Raw genomic sequence first — 16,928 nt, forward strand, 5'->3', positions numbered from 1 at the left:
AGAAACCAACTTGGAGGGAAACATGAATAAAATTCTAACGACGGTCGCTGCACTGACGCTCGCAGGCGCGGCCCATGCAGCGGATGAAGTGACGCTGCAACTGCAATGGGTCACGCAGGCTCAGTTTGCAGGATATTATGTGGCCTTGGACAAGGGGTTCTATGAAGAAGAGAACCTTGACGTCACCATTCAGGCTGGCGGGCCTGATATTGCGCCACCGCAAGTGCTTGCTGGGGGCGGCGCTGATGTGATGCTTAACTGGATGCCGTCGGCTTTGGCCGCGCGGGAAAAAGGTCTGCCGGTCGTCAATATCGCGCAGCCATTCAAGACGTCAGGCCTAATGCTGACCTGCTGGAAAGACACTGGCATTACCTCACCCGAAGACTTCAAGGGGCGCACAATCGGCGTCTGGTTCTTCGGAAATGAGTATCCGTTCCTCAGCTGGATGGCGCAGGAAGGAATTTCGACCGATGGGGGCGAGGACGGGATCACGGTCCTCAAGCAAGGTTTCAACGTTGATCCGCTGCTGCAACGACAAGCCGATTGTATTTCGACCATGACCTATAACGAGTACTGGCAGGTCATTGATGCGGGTGTCAGCGAGGACGAACTGGTCACATTTAAATACGAGGATCAGGGCGTCGCGACCCTGGAGGATGGTATGTATGTGCTGGAGGAAAATCTGGAGGACCCTGAGTTCAAGGACAAGATGGTCCGCTTTGTGCGTGCATCGATGAAGGGTTGGAAATATGCCGAAGAGAACCCGGACGAAGCTGCGGAAATTGTCCTTGAGAATGACGAGAGCGGTGCGCAGACAGAACAGCATCAAAAGCGGATGATGGGCGAGATCGCCAAGCTTACCGCCGGGTCGAACGGTGCGCTGGACGAGGCCGATTTCAAGCGAACGGTTGAGACGCTTTTGGCGGGCGGATCAGACCCTGTCATCACGAAAGAGCCTGAGGGTGCATGGACGTCCGAAATCACGGACGCCGCGCTGAACTAAAAGTGCTGCATGCGCCTGCTTTTCGTGAGCAGGCGCATGTGAAGGCCTCGAGGTTTTGAGCTGCGAAACGCGTCAAACTTGTACGTCTAACAGGGCTTTTGAGACCCCGGTGGTGCGCCAGCCTTCAGAGCCTTATCGCGCACAGAGTTTCAGTTGAAAATTGTATCATCTGCACAAACAGGGCGCACCGCGTGCGGCCTTAGCGCATCTGACCGATAAGGTTTACCAATTGGAGCGGAGATCCGAACCGGTATGGCGGCGAAATTGCGACTTGATTCGGGCCTCGTTGCGAAAAAAACTTTCCGGTGACTTCGAAATTGGGCAACTCGTCAAAAAAAATCGAAAACTAAGAAAAATATTGCTAAGTTGCCAATACGCGAACAATTGCCTTTTCGACCGAAATTTGTTGACTGTCTTGCGTGACCAAAGCTCAAAATTAACTATGTTTTTCAGTGGGCTTAAGAGATGCGAGGGTCTTGGTGGACACTGCTTTTTCTGTACCACCAATCTTCAGGGTGACTGCGTTTCAGACCTTATCTGTAGCTCGAAAAATTGCTTGAATGCCAATATTTGTTGGTCTTTCGGTGACCGCGCATGGCGCGGATAGGCCGGGGTGGTTGTCGCGGCTGGTGTCAACGACGCGCTGGCAAACCTCGGTTTACAGTGTTTGGATAACCGTCCAACGGGCGTGAATTCAAGCGGTGACTAATTTTTATGCACGCGACTAATTTTGCATCGATTGATGAATGTAGGCGGCACATTTTTGCCATTCAGTTTAGGTTCCACGCTTAACGAAAAATAAACTCCTGTCTCATTCCCGCCGTTAATGATAATTCTCTCTCAAACGGAAATCTCATCCCTTGGGGGTAACAATGTTCAAATCGTTTTTTGCGAATTTCGCGAAATACACATCCATCGCTGTCGGCGTAGCCGTCGTAGGTGCAGGTGCGTCCGCTGTGACGTACAAGTTCGATGCAACGGTAATGTCGCCAGGCCAAATCAGTGAGTTCTTCACAATTCCAGGTTTTGGCACTGAAGGCACTGTAGTCCTTGAAGTGCTTGGCGATGATGCCGATCCACTTCCTGGCAACAATGAAGCGTCCAGCGTATTCAACCTGAGCGTTGATATTCCAGGCGTCAGCTATTCCAACGCAGAGGTGCCAACCCCTGTTCTTGATGAAACTGCTTACCTTACCGAGGGCTTCGCGTTTTCGAACCAAGGTGGCACGCTGGACATCGGGCAGGGTGATGAGGCGCTGACATTCACGTCAGGTCTTGGCCTCACATTCGGCAGCGAAGTAGGATCTGCTCCAACAACAGTCGGTGAGCTGATCGCAGCGTTGTCTGCACCCGGCGCGGGCGGTGCATTTTTCGCAAGCGGAACTGCCGGCGGCGGGACCGAGTTCTTCAGCCTGACGGCGACGCTTACTGCGATTGAAGACAGCGGCACTGGTGGTGACGGTGGTGTATCCGCCGTGCCAGTACCAGCATCCGGCCTGCTTTTGATTGCAGGTCTTGGCGGCCTGGCTCTTGTTCGGCACCGCAAGGACTAAATCTACTCTCTATATTTTCATTGGCAGGCGGTCCTTCGGGGCCGCCTGTTTTCGTTCTGGAAGTTAAAATTGCCTCCGGGGCGCCCTAGAACCTGACGGTTGGGCCAGCCGGATCCTCAGTCGGAACAATACGATAGAGTGATGCTTCACCCGTCATCGAAGGTGCCAAGGCGTGTGACACTCCTGTGGGGATCAGGCACGTGTCACCGGGGTTCAGCGTAGCGGATGACCCGCCCTCGTAGTCCAGCTTCCAATGACCCCGCATCGGCATCAGAACCGTGGGGTGCGAATGGGGGTGCATGTCGGTGGGGGCAGACCCCCGCGTGATAAGATCAACCTCAAAACCGGGCCTGTCCCGCAACTTCGCATCAGCGCCAATCACTTTCGCAGGTGCGGTGTCACTCAACGCCACCAGATCCCAATAGCGCGCAACGTAGCCCGGGACGACCTCTGCTGTGGAGGGTTCAGGGTAGGTTGCCAAGGCGGCGTCATCCAGCAATGGCATCGGCGCTATGCCATCCGGCAGATGGTCGCCCGCTTTGGTGTCATAGAGCTTGCCGTTGTCCCCCAGAACCAGCCCGTGGTCCGCCGCGTCCTCGATCACCTGTGGCGCCCAGATAACCCCGCCGCCTGCGTCGTCGCCTCCGAGGATTGCCATGATCATTCCGTAGTCCTGACCGATATTTTCGAAACCGCGGAAAATGCCTGTCGGGATATTGAAGATATCTCCCTCCTCCAGCACGACTTCGCCTGCGTTACCCCAGCGGCCCCAGAAGAACCGCCAGCGCCCTTTGAGAACGAAAAAGACCTCTGCCGTGCGATGGGAATGCAGCGAATTGCGGCATTTGGGCGGCTGCCCGGCTGCACCTATATTGAAGCCGATCTTCTCTGAGATGTGGACATGCTGGTCAGCACTTTCGCTCACCCCGCCACCGATGATCGTGAAGTTTTCCTTCTGATCGCTGCCGGGCGTATGTGCGTCGATGAACGCAGTTTTACAGGGGATCAGGTCACCATATCGTACGATGTTGGCGTTCATGTCGTCAGGTGTCATGGGTGGTTCCTTTGGCAGGCGGAAGTGTCGGGTCGGAAAGAGGCGTGCCGGGCTCGGTTGCTGTCAGGTCCGCATGGATCCACACCATACGGTCGCAAAACCAGACCTTGGGACCGACCGTGGCAAAAAGGCCGAAGAGCGTGGCCAGAGCGTCGAGGTAGATGATGCCGTAGAGCAAAGGCAGCATTCCGACAGCGGACGCGATGGTCAGCCAGTTTGCGGCCTTCAGATGATGAGGTGCAATTGTGTAGCGGTCCTTTGCCAGAAAAATGCGCTCGCCCAACACTGCGCGGGAACCCCAAGATCCATAATCAGACGGCGGTGGGAAGGCACGTGGATTGGCCCAAGTCCAGATCAGGCTGAGTGCGAGCAGGACAAGCGACCACCACCCGAATACGGCGCGTGACCACAGGGCCAGAACAATCAAGGGAAGGCAGGTGAAGCGTGTCCAGACACTCCACGGATTGGCGTGCCGCCGCCACGTTACATCATCCATCGCCATCAGACGCTCCGCCGCGTTGAAGATATTCATGCCGTGCGCTCTGCTACGGGACGGATCATGTCTGCATCAGGATCTGCTTCCAGATCGCAACCTCATCATAAAGCGTAAATTCGTGTCGCAGACCCCACGGGCCGAATTCCGCGTGGGTCATGCCCATCACATAGACGTCTGCGCCGGTGGGCGTTCCGAATGCGCCATGTCCTGAGTGGCGCCCCCGTAAGGACCAGCGCACGGCCGCGCGCGGCGGCAGCATCGGATCTTCTCGACCGATCACATGATCTACGGTGAACGCCGCATCTGGAAAGGCAGAGCGAAATGGCAACCACAGCATATCGGCGCCCGCCCAACTGATTGCATCGCGAGATCCGGGATGATGGATATGGCAGGCTCGGTCGTAGCGTTCCGGAATGACAGCGAAGTCCTTGTTCATGATCCGTGTGAGGATGTCCGCCAGATGACTGCCCCATACATTGTCATTGCCCCGTCCGTTATAGCCGCCATCGACATCCTGCTCTGGCGTGAAGGGCTTGACGCACGTGTCCGGCCCACCCTCGGCGTCGATCATCACACGCGCCATGTCCTTTGGATCGATACCCAGCTGAATGGCAATCCCGCTCACATCACGGATCAGCCATTCGTCATAAATTACGTTTTCCTTGACCGCGCAGTCCGCGATGGCGCGGATCTGAAAACGCTTTCCGGTTGCTGGTCCGAAGCTGCCGTCTCCAAGATGGGTGCCGGAGGTCAGCAACCTGTGGGAAGACAGGAAACCGGCGTCCTCATCGCCCGACCAGATCACATCTTCCCCCAGCAACTCCCGATCCGGGAATTCGGCCAAGGTGGCCATTGTGCCGTTGATCACGGCTTGGTTGCCGCGGACAAGGCCGGACGGAAACCGCATCGGCAAATCGGGCGCGTAGTAGTGGTTCAGGGTGGCAAGGCCACGATCCTCCCAGATCTCTTTCGTGATCTTGAGAATGTAGTCGGGCAGGTCTTTAAACTCGTTGCTGAAACCACGCATTAGATATCTCCCGCCGGACGGCGCGCACTACCGCGTATGATGAGCGGGCCGTCAATTTCAATGGTGCGGGGCGGGTGGTCCTCGCCGTTGATCTGGGCCATCAGTTCTGCCAGCGCGGCCTGCACCATGCGGTTCGCGGGCTGGCGTACGGTGGTCAGATCGTAAGCCGCCCAGCCTGCCATCGCCACGTCGTCATAGCCCACCACGGAAATGTCGTCCGGCACGCGCACGCCCAATTCGACCCTGAGCGTGTCGAGCACCGCAAAAGCCATGTGGTCATTGCCGACGAAAATTGCGTCGGGTGGCGTGCGTGAGGTCATCAGCTTCCGGGTCGCCTCTGCCGCGACGGCACGTGAGAACATGCCGTCGATTACGCTGTGAGGGGATAGGCCTGCGGCTTCCAGCGTATCGACGAAGCCGGCCAACCTGTCCTGTCCCGTCGAGGCCCCTTGCCATCCGCTGATATGGGCGATGCGGGTGTGGTCGCCAGCCAGCAGAAATTCTGCCACCTTGCGGCCACCGAGGGCGTTGGCCGAGGTGACCGAGGTAACCGCCGCGGTCGCATGGCCGCGGTTGAACAGCACCACTGGTACGCCCTCGTCAGCCAAGCGGTCGGTCAGCTCAGATGACATGCTGATAGAGGCCATGAGAATACCGTCCACCTGATGATCCAGCAGGCTTTGTACCACCTCATCCACATCCCGCGCTTCGTTGGCGGCCATGAAGATCATGATGTTATAGCCCATCTCTTTCAGACTGCGGCTCAGACGCTCCAGCGCTTCGGTGTAGAATGGGTTGTCGAGATAGGCGACGATCAGACCGATGGTTTTGGACTGCCCTGTTGTGAGCGACCGCGCCAGGGTGTTTGGCCGGTATCCCAGTTTAACGGCCGCCTCCCGAACCTTGGTTGCGAGGGCAGGCGACACTGATCCACCGGCGCTGAAAACCCGACTGACTGTGGGCTGGGAGACACCTGCCGCGCGGGCCACATCCATCGCGGTGATTTTGTTCGCGCCCATGAGACCTCCCCTTCTTTGCCGCGCCTATTCTGCCGCGTCTTTATACGGGGCTGGTTCACCATAAGGAATATTTAGCCCCCCATACCGGCGCACCCGCAAGTTCGCTTGTTCCGCGTGGCCCACAAACCCTTCCAGCAGGCAGAGGCGCGAGCAGTAAGCACCGATATCTGCTGCGGCCTCGTCGGTCGTGATTTTCTGGTAAGAATGCGTCTTGAGAAACTTGCCAACCCAGAGCCCGCCGGTATACCGCCCGGCCTTCTTGGTCGGCAGGGTATGGTTCGTGCCGATCACCTTGTCCCCATTGGCAACGTTCGTGCGGGGTCCGAGAAAGAGCGCGCCATAACAGGTCATATTTTCCAGAAACCAGTCGTCGCGATCCGTCATGATCTGCACATGTTCCGAGGCGATTTCGTCCGCGACCGCCAGCATATCGTCATAGGTCTCGCACAAGATGACCTCACCGTAGTCTTCCCAGCTTTTGCGGGCGGTATCCGCTGTGGGAAGAATATCCAGAATGCGGTCGATCTCGGCCAGCGTGTCGTCTGCGAGTTTGCGGGAATTGGTCACCAGAACAGCGGGGGAGTTGTAGCCGTGTTCCGCCTGTCCCAAAAGGTCGGTGGCGCAGATCTCGCCATCGACGGTATCGTCGGCGATCACCATCGTCTCGGTTGGTCCCGCAAACAGATCGATGCCCACGCGCCCGAACAGTTGCCGCTTGGCCTCCGCCACAAAGGCGTTGCCGGGCCCGACCAGCATGTGAACCGGATCAATCGTCTCGGTTCCGATGGCCATCGCGCCGATCCCTTGAATACCGCCCAGAACGTAAATCTCATGGGCACCGCCCAGATGCATCGCCGCGATAACGGCTGGGTTCGGCTCGCCCTTGAAAGGCGGTGTGCAGGCGATAATGCGCGGGACACCGGCCACGCTTGCCGTTGCCACGGACATGTGAGCCGATGCGACCATGGGAAATTTACCGCCGGGCACGTAGCAGCCAACACTCTGGACCGGGATGTTCTTGTGACCGAGGATGACGCCGGGCATCGGCTCGACTTCGATGTCTAGCATGGAATCCCGTTGGGCTTGGGCGAACTTACGCACCTGTTCCTGGGCGAACCTTATGTCGGCCATGTCCCGGTCAGAGACCTTGCTCATCAGCGCATCAATTTCGCCTTGAGACAAACGGAAGCTGTCGGGGCTGTATTTGTCGAACTTTTCCGACAGAGCACGTAGCGCCGCATCACCGTTCAACTCGATATCCTTTAGGGTCGCCTCGACAACCTCTCGAACCTGCGCGTCATCCTCGCGGCGTTCCGCGTCTGGCTTGCCCTTCTTTAGATGAGTGACGGCCATCTCGTGTCCTCCCTGAGCTTGTCACGTTAGTTCTACCAGTCATGAATACGTATTCAAGGCAAAGCCGCTCTGACGGCAATGTGAGCGGGCAGAGACGGTCGGTCGCGGGGGGAATGCCTTGACCTTCTGGTGTCAGGCATTTCATTTAGGGCAAGCATTCCATGCGAGGACATCATGATCCCTGAACTCGGACAATTTGCGCTGGCTCTGGCCTTGCTGACGGCTGTGGCGCAGGGCGTTGTTCCTATACTGGGGGCCGCGCGCGGCAACGTGGTCTGGATGCGCTCCGCACAGACGACTTCCGTTTTGCAGGCAGTCCTTCTGATCTTTGCATTCGGGGCGCTGATGCGCTCTTACATGATCAGCGATTTCACTGTGTTGAACGTGGTCCAGAATTCGCACTCGCTGAAGCCGATGATCTACAAAATCGCTGGCACATGGGGCAATCACGAGGGGTCGCTGCTGCTTTGGGTTCTGATCCTCGCTTTGTTCGGTGCGGGTGTTGCGCTGTTTGGGGCAAATATTCCGCTGGCGCTCAGGGCGCGGACACTCAGCGTGCAGGCTTGGATCTCCATCGGCTTCCTCAGCTTCATGATCTTCACGTCCAACCCGTTTGAACGGATTTTCCCCGCACCCCCGGATGGTCGGGATCTGAACCCGCTTTTGCAGGACATCGGTCTCGCCATCCATCCGCCGCTTCTCTATGTGGGCTATGTTGGCTTCTCCATCGTGTTCAGCTTTGCGGTCGCCGCCCTTATCGAGGGTCGCGTAGATCCCGCGTGGGCGCGGTGGGTCCGGCCTTGGACATTGGCCGCATGGGTCAGCCTGACAGGTGGCATCGCCCTTGGATCGTGGTGGGCGTATTACGAGCTTGGCTGGGGCGGCTGGTGGTTCTGGGATCCCGTCGAGAACGTGTCCTTCATGCCGTGGCTTTTGGGGACAGCGCTTCTGCATTCCGCAATCGTGACCGAAAAACGGGATACGTTCAAAAGCTGGACCATCCTGCTGGCGATCCTGACGTTTTCCTTGTCGCTGCTTGGCACGTTTATTGTGCGGTCGGGCCTGTTAACCTCGGTCCACGCATTCGCCGTTGATCCGGAACGCGGGCTCTACATTCTTGGGCTTCTGGGTATTTCTATTGGCGGGTCGCTGGCGTTGTACGCATGGCGCGCGCCCGCGCTGGAAGGCGGGGGGCTGTTCGCGCCGGTCAGCCGGGAAGCAGGGCTTCTGATAAACAACCTGCTGTTGGCCACGGCGACCGCGACGGTGCTTTTTGGCACGCTATATCCGCTGTTTTTGGAAGCCGTGACCGGCGAGAAGATATCGGTCGGCCCGCCTTTCTTTAACGCGAGCTTTATCCCCATCACCTTGCCACTGATCATCGCGATGGCCGTGGGGCCGTTCCTGAGTTGGAAGCGTGCGGATCTGCCCGGCGTCTTGTCTCGCCTGAAATGGGTCTTCGCGCTGGTTGTTCTGGCCAGTCTTGTGATCTGGTATGTTCAGACAGGCGGACCGGTTCTGGCCGTGCTGTCCATGGGCATCGCGCTTTGGCTTCTGCTGGCGACCGTTCAGGAGTGGGGACGACGCATCAAGCCGTTTGCGCCGGGCGCCATGCGGCGCTTGCGGACGCAGCCACGCTCATCCCACGGAATGACGGTTGCCCATATCGGGCTTGCGATCCTTATGATGGGCGCAATCGGCTCCAGCGCTTGGAAGCAAGAGGCGGTTGTGTTCGCCGAACCCGGTACAGAAGTGCGCCTTGCTGGCTTCCACCTGACCTTCGAGGGTGTAGAGCGGGTGCGTGGTCCGAACTATCTGGCGCAGGTTGGGACCCTGACTGTGCGAGAGGACAACGATGGTCAGATAGGCGAGTTCGTCACGACGTTGCAGCCCGAGCGGCGCGTTTATCCCATCGCCGGATCTTCCACGACCGAAAGTGCGATCCGCCAGACGTTGGCCGGTGATCTCTACGTGTCTATGACAGAACCCGCCGCCGCAGGTGCTTCTGGGAAATGGACCGTGCGGGTGCTCTACGAGCCATTGGTGAATTTCCTTTGGATCGGCTCGGTGATGCTTGTCATCGGGGGGCTTTTGTCTCTGAGCGATCGTCGGTTGCGTGTCGGTGCGCCGAAGCGTGCCCGCGTGCCTCTTGCAGCGACCCCGGCGGAATAGCATGAAACGTCTTGTCTTCTTTCTTCCTCTGGCCATCGCTGCGATCATTGGCGGGTTCGCTATTTGGGGCCTGTCCGGCGACCGCGACCCATCGCGGATCCCGTCTGTTCTGATATCTCAGCCTGTGCCCGCGTTTGATCTGCCGCCGGTCGCGGGCATTGATACACCGGGCCTGTCTCAAGCGGATCTGAAAGGTGCCGGTGAGATCGTTCTTGTGAACGCTTTCGCGTCCTGGTGTGGTCCGTGCCGGGCGGAACATCCCATTTTAACCCGGATGGCCGAAGGGCAGGGGATCAAGGTGGTTGGTCTGAACTATAAGGACAAACCCGCGGATGCTGCCGCTTGGCTGGACGAGTTGGGAAATCCCTACGTACGGATCGGAAGTGATGAAACCGGTCGTGCAGGTATCGAGTGGGGACTCTCCGGTGTTCCGGAGACGTTCATCGTGGGTGCAGATGGGACAATTCTTTACCGCGAGGCTGGGCCTGTCGTCGGCGACGGTTTGAAGCGTTTGCAGCGTGCGCTTGACGCTGCGAAGTCAGCCGAATGAAACGTCTGCTCCTGCTTTTCTGTATTCTGTGCGCGCCAGCCTTCGCGGTTGAACCGGATGAAATCCTGCGCGATCCCGCATTGGAAGAACGCGCCCGTCAGATCAGCGCTCAGGTGCGTTGTGTCGTGTGTCAGAACGAACCGATCGACAGCTCCAACGCGGGCGTGGCCCGGGATCTGCGGCTTTTGATCCGGGAACGGTTGGTCGCGGGGGATACGGATCAGCAGGTCTACGAGTACCTCGTCGCGCGTTACGGCGACTTTGTCCTGTTCAAACCGCCTTTCAAGCCCTCGACTTACGCCCTTTGGATTGCGCCATTTCTCATTCTTTTCGTGGGTGCCGGCGGTGTCGTCTACGCCCTGTCACGCCGAACAAGGAGGGCAACAACGACCCTGTCCGCCGAGGAAGAGGCGCGGATCGCTCAATTGTTGAAGGATGAACCGCGGTGATGTTCTGGACGCTTGCTCTTCTGATGGCGGCTGTCAGCGCTGCTTTCGTGTTGTGGCCCATGCGTCGGGCAGATCAGGTCGCTGTTACACGTAGTGAAAGCGCGATGGCCATCTTCAAGGATCAACTTGCCGAGGTGGACCGTGATGCGGCGCGGGGTCTGATCTCGGACATCGAAGCAAAGGCCGCGCGGACTGAAATCAAACGGCGAATGCTGGCAACCGACGAAGACAGCGCCAAAGCTCAACGAACGGGCGGGTTATGGGTCATCATTGCGACGGCCGCTTTGGTGCCCCTTGGCGGTGCGGCGCTTTATTCCGTGACGGGTGCCCCAGGAACGCCGAGTTTGGCCTTTGCGGATCGAGGGAACGAACAGCAGAACAGGCAGGAACTGGTCGAGTTGACCGCCCGGCTCTCGAACCGCCTGAGCGAAGATCCTGAGGGCGGCGAGACTCGCGGTTGGACTCTTTTGGCGTCGACCTATACGAATATGGGCCGCTACGCCGAGGCGGCAGAGGCGTGGTCGCGCATCGTTGAGCGGGATGATGCAACCTCCGGTACATGGTCTCAATACGCCGAAGCCCTGATCGCATCCGAGGGCGGTGTCGTGACCCAAGCCGCCGAACGGGCGATTGAGCAGGCGATTGCGCTTGATCCATCCAATCCTGCGGGAACATACTATCGTGCTGTTGCACTGGATCAAGCGGGGCAGACGGTGGATGCGCGTCAGCTGCTGCTGGACCGGGTCAATTCAGAGACACAGCCCCAGCCCTGGATGGAGGTTTTCCTGCGGGAGGCCAATCGGATGGGCGAGATGTTCGGTCTTGAGCCCGTCGGTTTACCGGACTTCCCGGATGCGCCGCGCGGACCATCGCAGGCAGATATTGCCGCGGCGCAGGATATGACGTCCGAGGAACAGCGGGCTTTTATCCGGTCGATGGTGGATGGGCTCGCCGCACGCCTTGAAGATGAGCCAAACGACCTTCAGGGCTGGCTACAACTCGCGCGGGCCTACATGGTTTTGGGTGAGCGGGACAATGCGCGGGAGGCGCTGCAGTCGGCCTCGCTTCTCACGACCAACCTTCCCGAAGACGATCCGAGGCGCCAGACTGTAGAGCAAGGGCTTTCGGAACTTTCGCCCTAACACTTTCTCAGCCTGCGGCTTTTGCCAAGGCATCCAGAACCAGACTGGGTGTCAGGATCTCGGGCAGCATCACGCCCTCCGGCGCGCCGGGGCCATAGACAGCGTTGAATGGAATGCCGAACCGATCATTTTCCTGAAGATACGCGAGGATTTTTGGGTCGGGTCGGGTCCAATCCGCCCGCAGCGCCAACACACCATCGCGGTACAGCGCAGCGGACACATCGTCCCTGTCCAAAACGAAGCGCTTGTTGGTTTTGCAACTGAGGCACCAATCAGCTGTCACATCGACAAACACGATCTGACCATCTGCGATAGCGGGGTCAATCGCGGCGCGTTCAAAGGCCGCCCAGTTGTCTGATGTTTCCGGAACCTGCGCAGAACTGCTGACCATCAAAGGAGCCAGAAGGATCGCGGCCATCGCAAGCGCTGCCGCTGCAAAGCGTGCTGCTAATTTCCGGGCAATCACCTGCGCCAGAACCGCAATGCCGATCATAATCGCCACGATTACTGGCAATGCGATGCCTGATACCGAGTTGAGCACGAAAAGCAGCCAAAGACCTGTCAATGCCAGCAGTCCGCCCATGACCCATTTTATTGTGACCATCCACTGGCCTGGTCGCGGCAGCGCCTGCACCAGCGAAGGGCGCGCGGCGACCAGCAGGTATGGTAACGCGAGGCCAAGTCCCAATGCAGTGAAGACGACCAGCGTCACATCAGCCGAGCCCGCTAGCGCGAAAGCCACCGCTGTCCCCAAAAACGGGGCAGAGCAGGGGGTGGCCAAAACTGCGGCAAGCGCCCCGGTGCCAAAGTCGCCCCAAAGGCTGGGACCTTTTCCGATACCTGACAGCCCAGTGGCCCATTTCTGTGGCAGTGTGATCTCGAACGCGCCGAGCATGTTCGCAGCGAACAGAAGGACAATCCCGGCCATTGCAGACAGGAAGAGCGGGCTTTGAAACTGGATCCCCCAGCCGATCTGGCCGCCACTGAACCGGATCGCCAGAAGGATAAGCGCAAGCGACCACATAAACGCAAGCACACCAAGCGCTGACATCAGAAAACCCTGCCTGATCCGCGCTTGCGGTTGATCATGGGCCTTTAGGGCGGATGTAAGCTTGATCGTCAGAACAGGCAAAACGCACGGCATTGCGTTCAGGATAAGGCCGCCCAGAAACGCGATCCCGACGACCCACAACAGCGTCGGCGCGGCGGCAGAGGTCTCAGGCGGGGCCGCGGACAAATCAGGGGAAAATGCTGCCGCACCGGCAGTGCTTGCGAGAACCACATTCAACGGCGGCAGATCTTCGGGCATGTTCAGCACAGGTAGCGTGACGCGGTGGTCTGTACTGCCGGTTTCAAACCGAGGTGGGCCGAACGCCGCATCGCCCATGTCGGGGAACGCGCCTTTTATCTTCAGCGCATTCTTTGATTTTGCGACCAGGGTGAGGGTCTCATTGTTCTGGTCGATATATACGCTCTCAAGCGTCAGCCCGATGTCTGTGCCATCCCCGGGCACAGTCTGTACTGCGTGTGCGATAATATCCGCCGTTGCACGGTCCACGCCGCCGCCTTCAAACAAAGATAACGTTAGTGTAAAGGTCTCCGGCACACAAAGATCCGCGCAGACCAGCATGTTGACGTTGGCCGTCAGATCCGTTGGCGCGCCCGGTTCCTCAAGCATCAGTTTCATTGGAAAGGTGACGGCGTTGGCATAGCCGTAATTTTCGATACCGAACGCCTCAAACCGTGTCGGGGTCGGCCACATCGTCTCGACATCTGCAAGGTTGTGGCTACCGGTCCAGTCGATCTCGTGGGCATATCCGACCTCGCCGGGCGAGATCCAATAGGTTTTCCAGCCGTCTGCCAACGTGATTTCGAGGCCGGCAGATAAAACCTGCGTATCGGGTGCAATTCCATCTTCGGCAGTTACAAGCCGGGCCGTCAAACGTTCGCTCTCAAACGGCAGCGAAGCGTCCGCCTGAGCGGCACCTGTCAGACACAGAGCCAACACCAATGGCATCAGCGCATGTTTGAAAAACTGGATCATGAGGCTGCCTCTGTCATGACACCTACTTGGCTGCCGCAACAGCCATCGTCAAATAAGTATGCCGTGAGCGCCTGTAACACCGCGTGTTTGAGTTTGACTTCCCCCCGTCCGACCCCCATCAATTTGCCCAACAGGATGGGGTCGCGAAATGAAAACGATTGCTTCAGCAGTTCTGGCACTGGGTCTGGCGGCGGGCTCCGCCACAGCGCAAACCGCAGACGATGCGGCACTGCGTGAGATGATCCTTGAAACCATTCGCGAGAATCCGGAAATCGTCGCCGAGGCCCTTCAAATATTGAGAGATCGGGAAGAGGCGGAAAGCGCTGAAGAGGCCAAGGTGGCCGTCGCCGCCAATCGCGAGCTTCTGGAGAATGATGCGAACGCGCCTGTCATCGGTAATCCGGATGGCGACGTTACTGTGGTCGAGTTCTTTGATTACAATTGCGGATACTGCCGCCGGGTATTCAGCAATGTCAAAGATCTTGTTGAGAGCGACCCGAATGTGCGTGTGGTTCTGCGGGAATGGCCGATCTTGGGCGAAGAGAGCGTGTTCGCAGCGCGGGCCAGCCTCGCCTCGCGTGCGCAAGGCAAGTACGAAGAGTTTCACGTGGCGCTGATGGAAAACCGGGGCAGAGCCACGGAAGAGTCCGTTCTGCAGATCGCCGCTGACATCGGGCTTGATGTTGAAAAGTTGCGGGTCGATATGGATGCGCCCGAGGTTGTCGCGCATATTGCGACCAGTCAGCGCCTAAGTCAGGCCCTCGGCGTGAACGGTACGCCAGCCTTCGTCTTCGGTGAAACCCTTATGCCCGGCGCCATCGAATTGGACCAGATGAAAGAACTGGTCGACGGCATTCGCCAACAGGGCTAATGGCACGTATCGCGATCAACGGGCTGGGCCGCATCGGCCGGGTCATTCTGCGGCTTCTGACAACGTCCCGTCAGGCGGAGCCATTGGAGGTCGTTGCCCTGAACGACATCGCCTCGCCTGAGATGTGTGCCTATCTGTTGCGCCATGACAGCACGTTCGGGCCCTATCCCGGGGAAATCACCTATGATGCAAGCGGCCTAAGGCTGAACGGCCTGCGTATTCCGCTGACCGCGACACCTGATCTGGACACGCTCGATCTGTCGGGTGTCGATCTGGTGCTTGAATGCACTGGGAAAGCCAAGTCCCGGGCCTTTGCGACGGCGGGTCTGCGCGCCGGTGCAATGCGCGTACTTGTCTCAGGGCCCTGTCCTGTGGCGGATGAGACAATTGTCATGGGTGCAAACGACGATGCGCTTGCCGATCAACAGGTAGTCTCCAACGCGTCCTGTACGACCAATGCACTTGCCCCTTTGGCGCGCTATCTGGACGACGCATTTGGCATCGTGACCGGGCATATGACCACCATCCACTGCTACACCGCGTCTCAGCCGACGGTGGACACGCCGCGCGGCGATTTGATCAGGTCGCGGGCTGCCGCCCTTTCCATGGTGCCAACGACCACATCCGCAGGTTCCCAAGTCGGGCTGGTTCTGCCGAGCCTCGCTGATCGCATTACCGCGACTTCGGTCAGAGTGCCAACGGCAAGTGTCTCGGCCATTGATTTGACCGTCCAGACCCGCGAGGTGGTGAATGCGGATCAGGTCAACACGGCGCTGCGCGCCGCACCGCCGAACATCTTCGGCTGGACGGACGAGCCGCTGGTGTCGTCCGATCTACGCGCACGTCATGAATCGATCATCATGGCCCTGCCAGAAACTCACGTCACGTCCGGCGGACTGCTCCGGGTTTTCGGCTGGTATGACAATGAGTGGGGCTTTTCCAACCGAATGATCGACATGGCGCTCAGGATGACTGCATGAACCTTTAAGTGTTAGGCAGTTTCTGAATTCGTGTTGGAACCTGGTCCGACTTTCTAGCCTGGTTACAATCGACTTTTAGTTTTACCTCTAAGCCGTGTTCTTAAACAAAAAACACTGTCCCCGCAGCAATCATCGCGCAAACCGCGAGCGCGGCGAAGATGGCGGCGAGCCCGTCGCGGGCGATGAGTGCCAACGCGATGATCAGAATGACGAAGGCGAACGTCGATCCGGCGAACGGGATGACCTCTAAGAACGGCATCGACAGGCCAAGAATAAGACATGTGCCAAGCAGGCCGGACCGTACGACGCCGCTGGTCAGCCAAACCCATCGACGGCGCAGAGGGCGTTCGATGAAGCCTGCCAAACGATCAGCCCGGATCAAACCTTTCTGAAGATGCGACATTTTGATTTCGCGGCGGCGCAAAGGGCCGGGCAGCCATGCGGTTCTGCGCCCGATCAACAGTTGACCTGCGAGAAGCGCAATGGTGAGCCCGCAGGCCGTCGTCACGAATGGTATGCCCGACAAGGGGCTCACGGCGACGCAAGCCACCGCCATCAGCAGATAAAGCGGTCCAAGCTGACGCAGAAGCGCAACCACATCGCCAAGGGAAACCGCATGTGCGGTGCCCTGCCTGTCCAGTCGGACAAGGGCGCGCCCGAGGGCACGGCTGCGATATGGATGCGCTGACATTCTGACGTATTTTCGTTACTCGTAGCGTCGTTCGACCGTGATCGTCTCACCATTTTCCGCAACGATTTCGCGGGCGTAGAGCTCATTTCTTATGAGGTCATTGTCCATAAATCCGGACACCTCGATCCGCTGGCCAAGGTCTAATGCGACGGGCTGTGGTCCAAGGTATACGCGAACCGTGCCGGTCTCGTCACGCAGCCTGATTTCATCCTCATCGTGAAACCGTTCCACCACGCCTGCGACGGTGGCAGGTTGCCCGCGTTGCAGTTCGCTAATCGGTATGACATCTGCAAAGGCAGGCATAGCCGGAACAAGCAGAGCGATGGAAAGAAGGATCGGTTTCATGGAAAAGGGTCCTTTCAAGCTGATTGTTTTCTGTTCACTTGAAATGGTGTCCCGCGTGTGCGCGTTAAAGATAAGGCAGCGCCGAATCCGCGCGCTTTTTGCTCCGGTCGGGCAATTAAGCGATGAACCGCTTATTCAGGCGCTTGGTTCGGGTTCGCGCTAGAAACAGGGTGTCAGCG

General features: G+C 58.4%; 17 protein-coding genes. 9 read left to right on the forward strand and 8 right to left on the reverse strand.

Going from position 1 to position 16,928, the window contains the following annotated elements; all coding sequences use genetic code 11:
- Nucleotides 1-22: 22 nt before the first annotated feature.
- A complete protein-coding gene (locus KIN_RS05135; protein WP_159804850.1) occupies nt 23-1,003 on the forward strand; it encodes an ABC transporter substrate-binding protein in 981 nt (326 codons plus the stop codon).
- Nucleotides 1,004-1,875: 872 nt separating this feature from the next.
- A complete protein-coding gene (locus tag KIN_RS05140; protein ID WP_159804851.1) occupies nt 1,876-2,556 on the forward strand; it encodes a VPLPA-CTERM sorting domain-containing protein in 681 nt (226 codons plus the stop codon).
- A gap of 85 nt (nt 2,557-2,641) precedes the next feature.
- Here the strand turns inward: KIN_RS05140 and KIN_RS05145 are convergent, their stop codons facing one another.
- Genes KIN_RS05145 through hisD form a run of 5 tightly spaced genes read right to left on the reverse strand, consistent with a single transcriptional unit; the run spans nt 2,642 to nt 7,505 of the window.
- On the reverse strand, nt 2,642-3,610 hold the full coding sequence (locus KIN_RS05145; protein ID WP_159804852.1) for a cupin domain-containing protein: 969 nt from the start codon (nt 3,608-3,610) through the stop codon (nt 2,642-2,644).
- On the reverse strand, nt 3,600-4,142 hold the full coding sequence (locus tag KIN_RS05150) for a DUF6653 family protein (RefSeq protein WP_207710112.1): 543 nt from the start codon (nt 4,140-4,142) through the stop codon (nt 3,600-3,602). Before KIN_RS05150 ends, KIN_RS05145 begins: the two co-directional genes overlap by 11 nt.
- 25 nt (nt 4,143-4,167) lie before the next feature.
- Complete coding sequence (locus KIN_RS05155; protein ID WP_159804853.1) at nt 4,168-5,133, reverse strand: nuclear transport factor 2 family protein; 966 nt, start codon at nt 5,131-5,133, stop codon at nt 4,168-4,170.
- Complete coding sequence (locus KIN_RS05160; RefSeq protein ID WP_159804854.1) at nt 5,133-6,152, reverse strand: LacI family DNA-binding transcriptional regulator; 1,020 nt, start codon at nt 6,150-6,152, stop codon at nt 5,133-5,135. Before KIN_RS05160 ends, KIN_RS05155 begins: the two co-directional genes overlap by 1 nt.
- A 24-nt stretch (nt 6,153-6,176) precedes the next feature.
- The gene (hisD, locus tag KIN_RS05165) at nt 6,177-7,505 is read right to left on the reverse strand and encodes a histidinol dehydrogenase (RefSeq protein ID WP_159804855.1); all 1,329 of its coding nucleotides are present in this window, start codon (nt 7,503-7,505) and stop codon (nt 6,177-6,179) included.
- A 174-nt stretch (nt 7,506-7,679) separates the two neighbouring features.
- Between hisD and KIN_RS05170 the strand changes: the two genes are divergently transcribed.
- The 4 genes from KIN_RS05170 to ccmI are packed head-to-tail and all read left to right on the forward strand — an operon-like array spanning nt 7,680 to nt 11,818.
- On the forward strand, nt 7,680-9,677 hold the full coding sequence (locus tag KIN_RS05170) for a heme lyase CcmF/NrfE family subunit (RefSeq protein ID WP_159804856.1): 1,998 nt from the start codon (nt 7,680-7,682) through the stop codon (nt 9,675-9,677).
- A gap of 1 nt (nt 9,678) precedes the next feature.
- A complete protein-coding gene (locus KIN_RS05175) occupies nt 9,679-10,227 on the forward strand; it encodes a DsbE family thiol:disulfide interchange protein (protein ID WP_159804857.1) in 549 nt (182 codons plus the stop codon).
- Nucleotides 10,224-10,676, forward strand: coding sequence for a cytochrome c-type biogenesis protein (locus tag KIN_RS05180; protein WP_159804858.1), 453 nt, complete (start codon nt 10,224-10,226; stop codon nt 10,674-10,676). The genes KIN_RS05175 and KIN_RS05180 overlap by 4 nt, the downstream gene beginning before the upstream one ends.
- Nucleotides 10,676-11,818, forward strand: coding sequence for a c-type cytochrome biogenesis protein CcmI (gene ccmI / locus KIN_RS05185; RefSeq protein WP_159804859.1), 1,143 nt, complete (start codon nt 10,676-10,678; stop codon nt 11,816-11,818). The genes KIN_RS05180 and ccmI overlap by 1 nt, the downstream gene beginning before the upstream one ends.
- A 7-nt stretch (nt 11,819-11,825) precedes the next feature.
- On the opposite strand, the gene KIN_RS05190 is transcribed toward ccmI, so the two are convergent.
- Nucleotides 11,826-13,862 carry a protein-disulfide reductase DsbD family protein gene (locus KIN_RS05190; protein ID WP_159804860.1) on the reverse strand — a complete coding sequence of 679 codons (2,037 nt, stop codon included), beginning with the start codon at nt 13,860-13,862 and terminating at the stop codon, nt 11,826-11,828.
- A gap of 148 nt (nt 13,863-14,010) precedes the next feature.
- Here KIN_RS05190 and KIN_RS05195 point away from each other — a divergent pair, with 148 nt between their 5' ends.
- Together KIN_RS05195 and KIN_RS05200 are read left to right on the forward strand one after the other, a co-directional pair.
- Nucleotides 14,011-14,733 carry a DsbA family protein gene (locus tag KIN_RS05195; protein WP_159804861.1) on the forward strand — a complete coding sequence of 241 codons (723 nt, stop codon included), beginning with the start codon at nt 14,011-14,013 and terminating at the stop codon, nt 14,731-14,733.
- Nucleotides 14,733-15,713: a type I glyceraldehyde-3-phosphate dehydrogenase gene (locus KIN_RS05200; protein ID WP_159804862.1), complete on the forward strand. Its 981-nt coding sequence runs from the start codon at nt 14,733-14,735 to the stop codon at nt 15,711-15,713. The genes KIN_RS05195 and KIN_RS05200 overlap by 1 nt, the downstream gene beginning before the upstream one ends.
- A gap of 100 nt (nt 15,714-15,813) precedes the next feature.
- On the opposite strand, the gene KIN_RS05205 is transcribed toward KIN_RS05200, so the two are convergent.
- Entirely contained in the window at nt 15,814-16,404 is a 591-nt protein-coding gene (locus KIN_RS05205; protein ID WP_159804863.1) for an exopolysaccharide biosynthesis protein, read from the reverse strand.
- A gap of 15 nt (nt 16,405-16,419) precedes the next feature.
- Nucleotides 16,420-16,749: a hypothetical protein gene (locus KIN_RS05210; RefSeq protein ID WP_159804864.1), complete on the reverse strand. Its 330-nt coding sequence runs from the start codon at nt 16,747-16,749 to the stop codon at nt 16,420-16,422.
- Between KIN_RS05210 and KIN_RS05215 the strand changes: the two genes are divergently transcribed.
- A complete protein-coding gene (locus KIN_RS05215) occupies nt 16,748-16,912 on the forward strand; it encodes a hypothetical protein (protein WP_159804865.1) in 165 nt (54 codons plus the stop codon). The two genes, KIN_RS05210 and KIN_RS05215, sit on opposite strands and share 2 nt — an antisense overlap.
- Nucleotides 16,913-16,928 lie beyond the last annotated feature (16 nt).

The sequence above is a fragment of the Litoreibacter roseus genome, assembly GCF_009811795.1.
Taxonomy (GTDB): domain Bacteria; phylum Pseudomonadota; class Alphaproteobacteria; order Rhodobacterales; family Rhodobacteraceae; genus Litoreibacter; species Litoreibacter roseus.

What these genes read in the sequence shown, in the direction of transcription:
- KIN_RS05205 (WP_159804863.1), bottom strand. Translation starts at nt 16,404, where the DNA reads ATGTCAGCGCATCCATATCGCAGCCGTGCCCTCGGGCGCGCCCTTGTC.
- KIN_RS05140 (WP_159804851.1), top strand. Translation starts at nt 1,876, where the DNA reads ATGTTCAAATCGTTTTTTGCGAATTTCGCGAAATACACATCCATCGCT.
- KIN_RS05210 (WP_159804864.1), bottom strand. Translation starts at nt 16,749, where the DNA reads ATGAAACCGATCCTTCTTTCCATCGCTCTGCTTGTTCCGGCTATGCCT.
- KIN_RS05195 (WP_159804861.1), top strand. Translation starts at nt 14,011, where the DNA reads ATGAAAACGATTGCTTCAGCAGTTCTGGCACTGGGTCTGGCGGCGGGC.
- KIN_RS05155 (WP_159804853.1), bottom strand. Translation starts at nt 5,133, where the DNA reads ATGCGTGGTTTCAGCAACGAGTTTAAAGACCTGCCCGACTACATTCTC.
- KIN_RS05215 (WP_159804865.1), top strand. Translation starts at nt 16,748, where the DNA reads ATGGAAAAGGGTCCTTTCAAGCTGATTGTTTTCTGTTCACTTGAAATG.
- KIN_RS05135 (WP_159804850.1), top strand. Translation starts at nt 23, where the DNA reads ATGAATAAAATTCTAACGACGGTCGCTGCACTGACGCTCGCAGGCGCG.
- KIN_RS05160 (WP_159804854.1), bottom strand. Translation starts at nt 6,152, where the DNA reads ATGGGCGCGAACAAAATCACCGCGATGGATGTGGCCCGCGCGGCAGGT.
- hisD (WP_159804855.1), bottom strand. Translation starts at nt 7,505, where the DNA reads ATGGCCGTCACTCATCTAAAGAAGGGCAAGCCAGACGCGGAACGCCGC.
- KIN_RS05200 (WP_159804862.1), top strand. Translation starts at nt 14,733, where the DNA reads ATGGCACGTATCGCGATCAACGGGCTGGGCCGCATCGGCCGGGTCATT.
- KIN_RS05190 (WP_159804860.1), bottom strand. Translation starts at nt 13,862, where the DNA reads ATGATCCAGTTTTTCAAACATGCGCTGATGCCATTGGTGTTGGCTCTG.
- KIN_RS05145 (WP_159804852.1), bottom strand. Translation starts at nt 3,610, where the DNA reads ATGACACCTGACGACATGAACGCCAACATCGTACGATATGGTGACCTG.
- ccmI (WP_159804859.1), top strand. Translation starts at nt 10,676, where the DNA reads ATGTTCTGGACGCTTGCTCTTCTGATGGCGGCTGTCAGCGCTGCTTTC.
- KIN_RS05175 (WP_159804857.1), top strand. Translation starts at nt 9,679, where the DNA reads ATGAAACGTCTTGTCTTCTTTCTTCCTCTGGCCATCGCTGCGATCATT.
- KIN_RS05150 (WP_207710112.1), bottom strand. Translation starts at nt 4,142, where the DNA reads ATGAATATCTTCAACGCGGCGGAGCGTCTGATGGCGATGGATGATGTA.
- KIN_RS05180 (WP_159804858.1), top strand. Translation starts at nt 10,224, where the DNA reads ATGAAACGTCTGCTCCTGCTTTTCTGTATTCTGTGCGCGCCAGCCTTC.
- KIN_RS05170 (WP_159804856.1), top strand. Translation starts at nt 7,680, where the DNA reads ATGATCCCTGAACTCGGACAATTTGCGCTGGCTCTGGCCTTGCTGACG.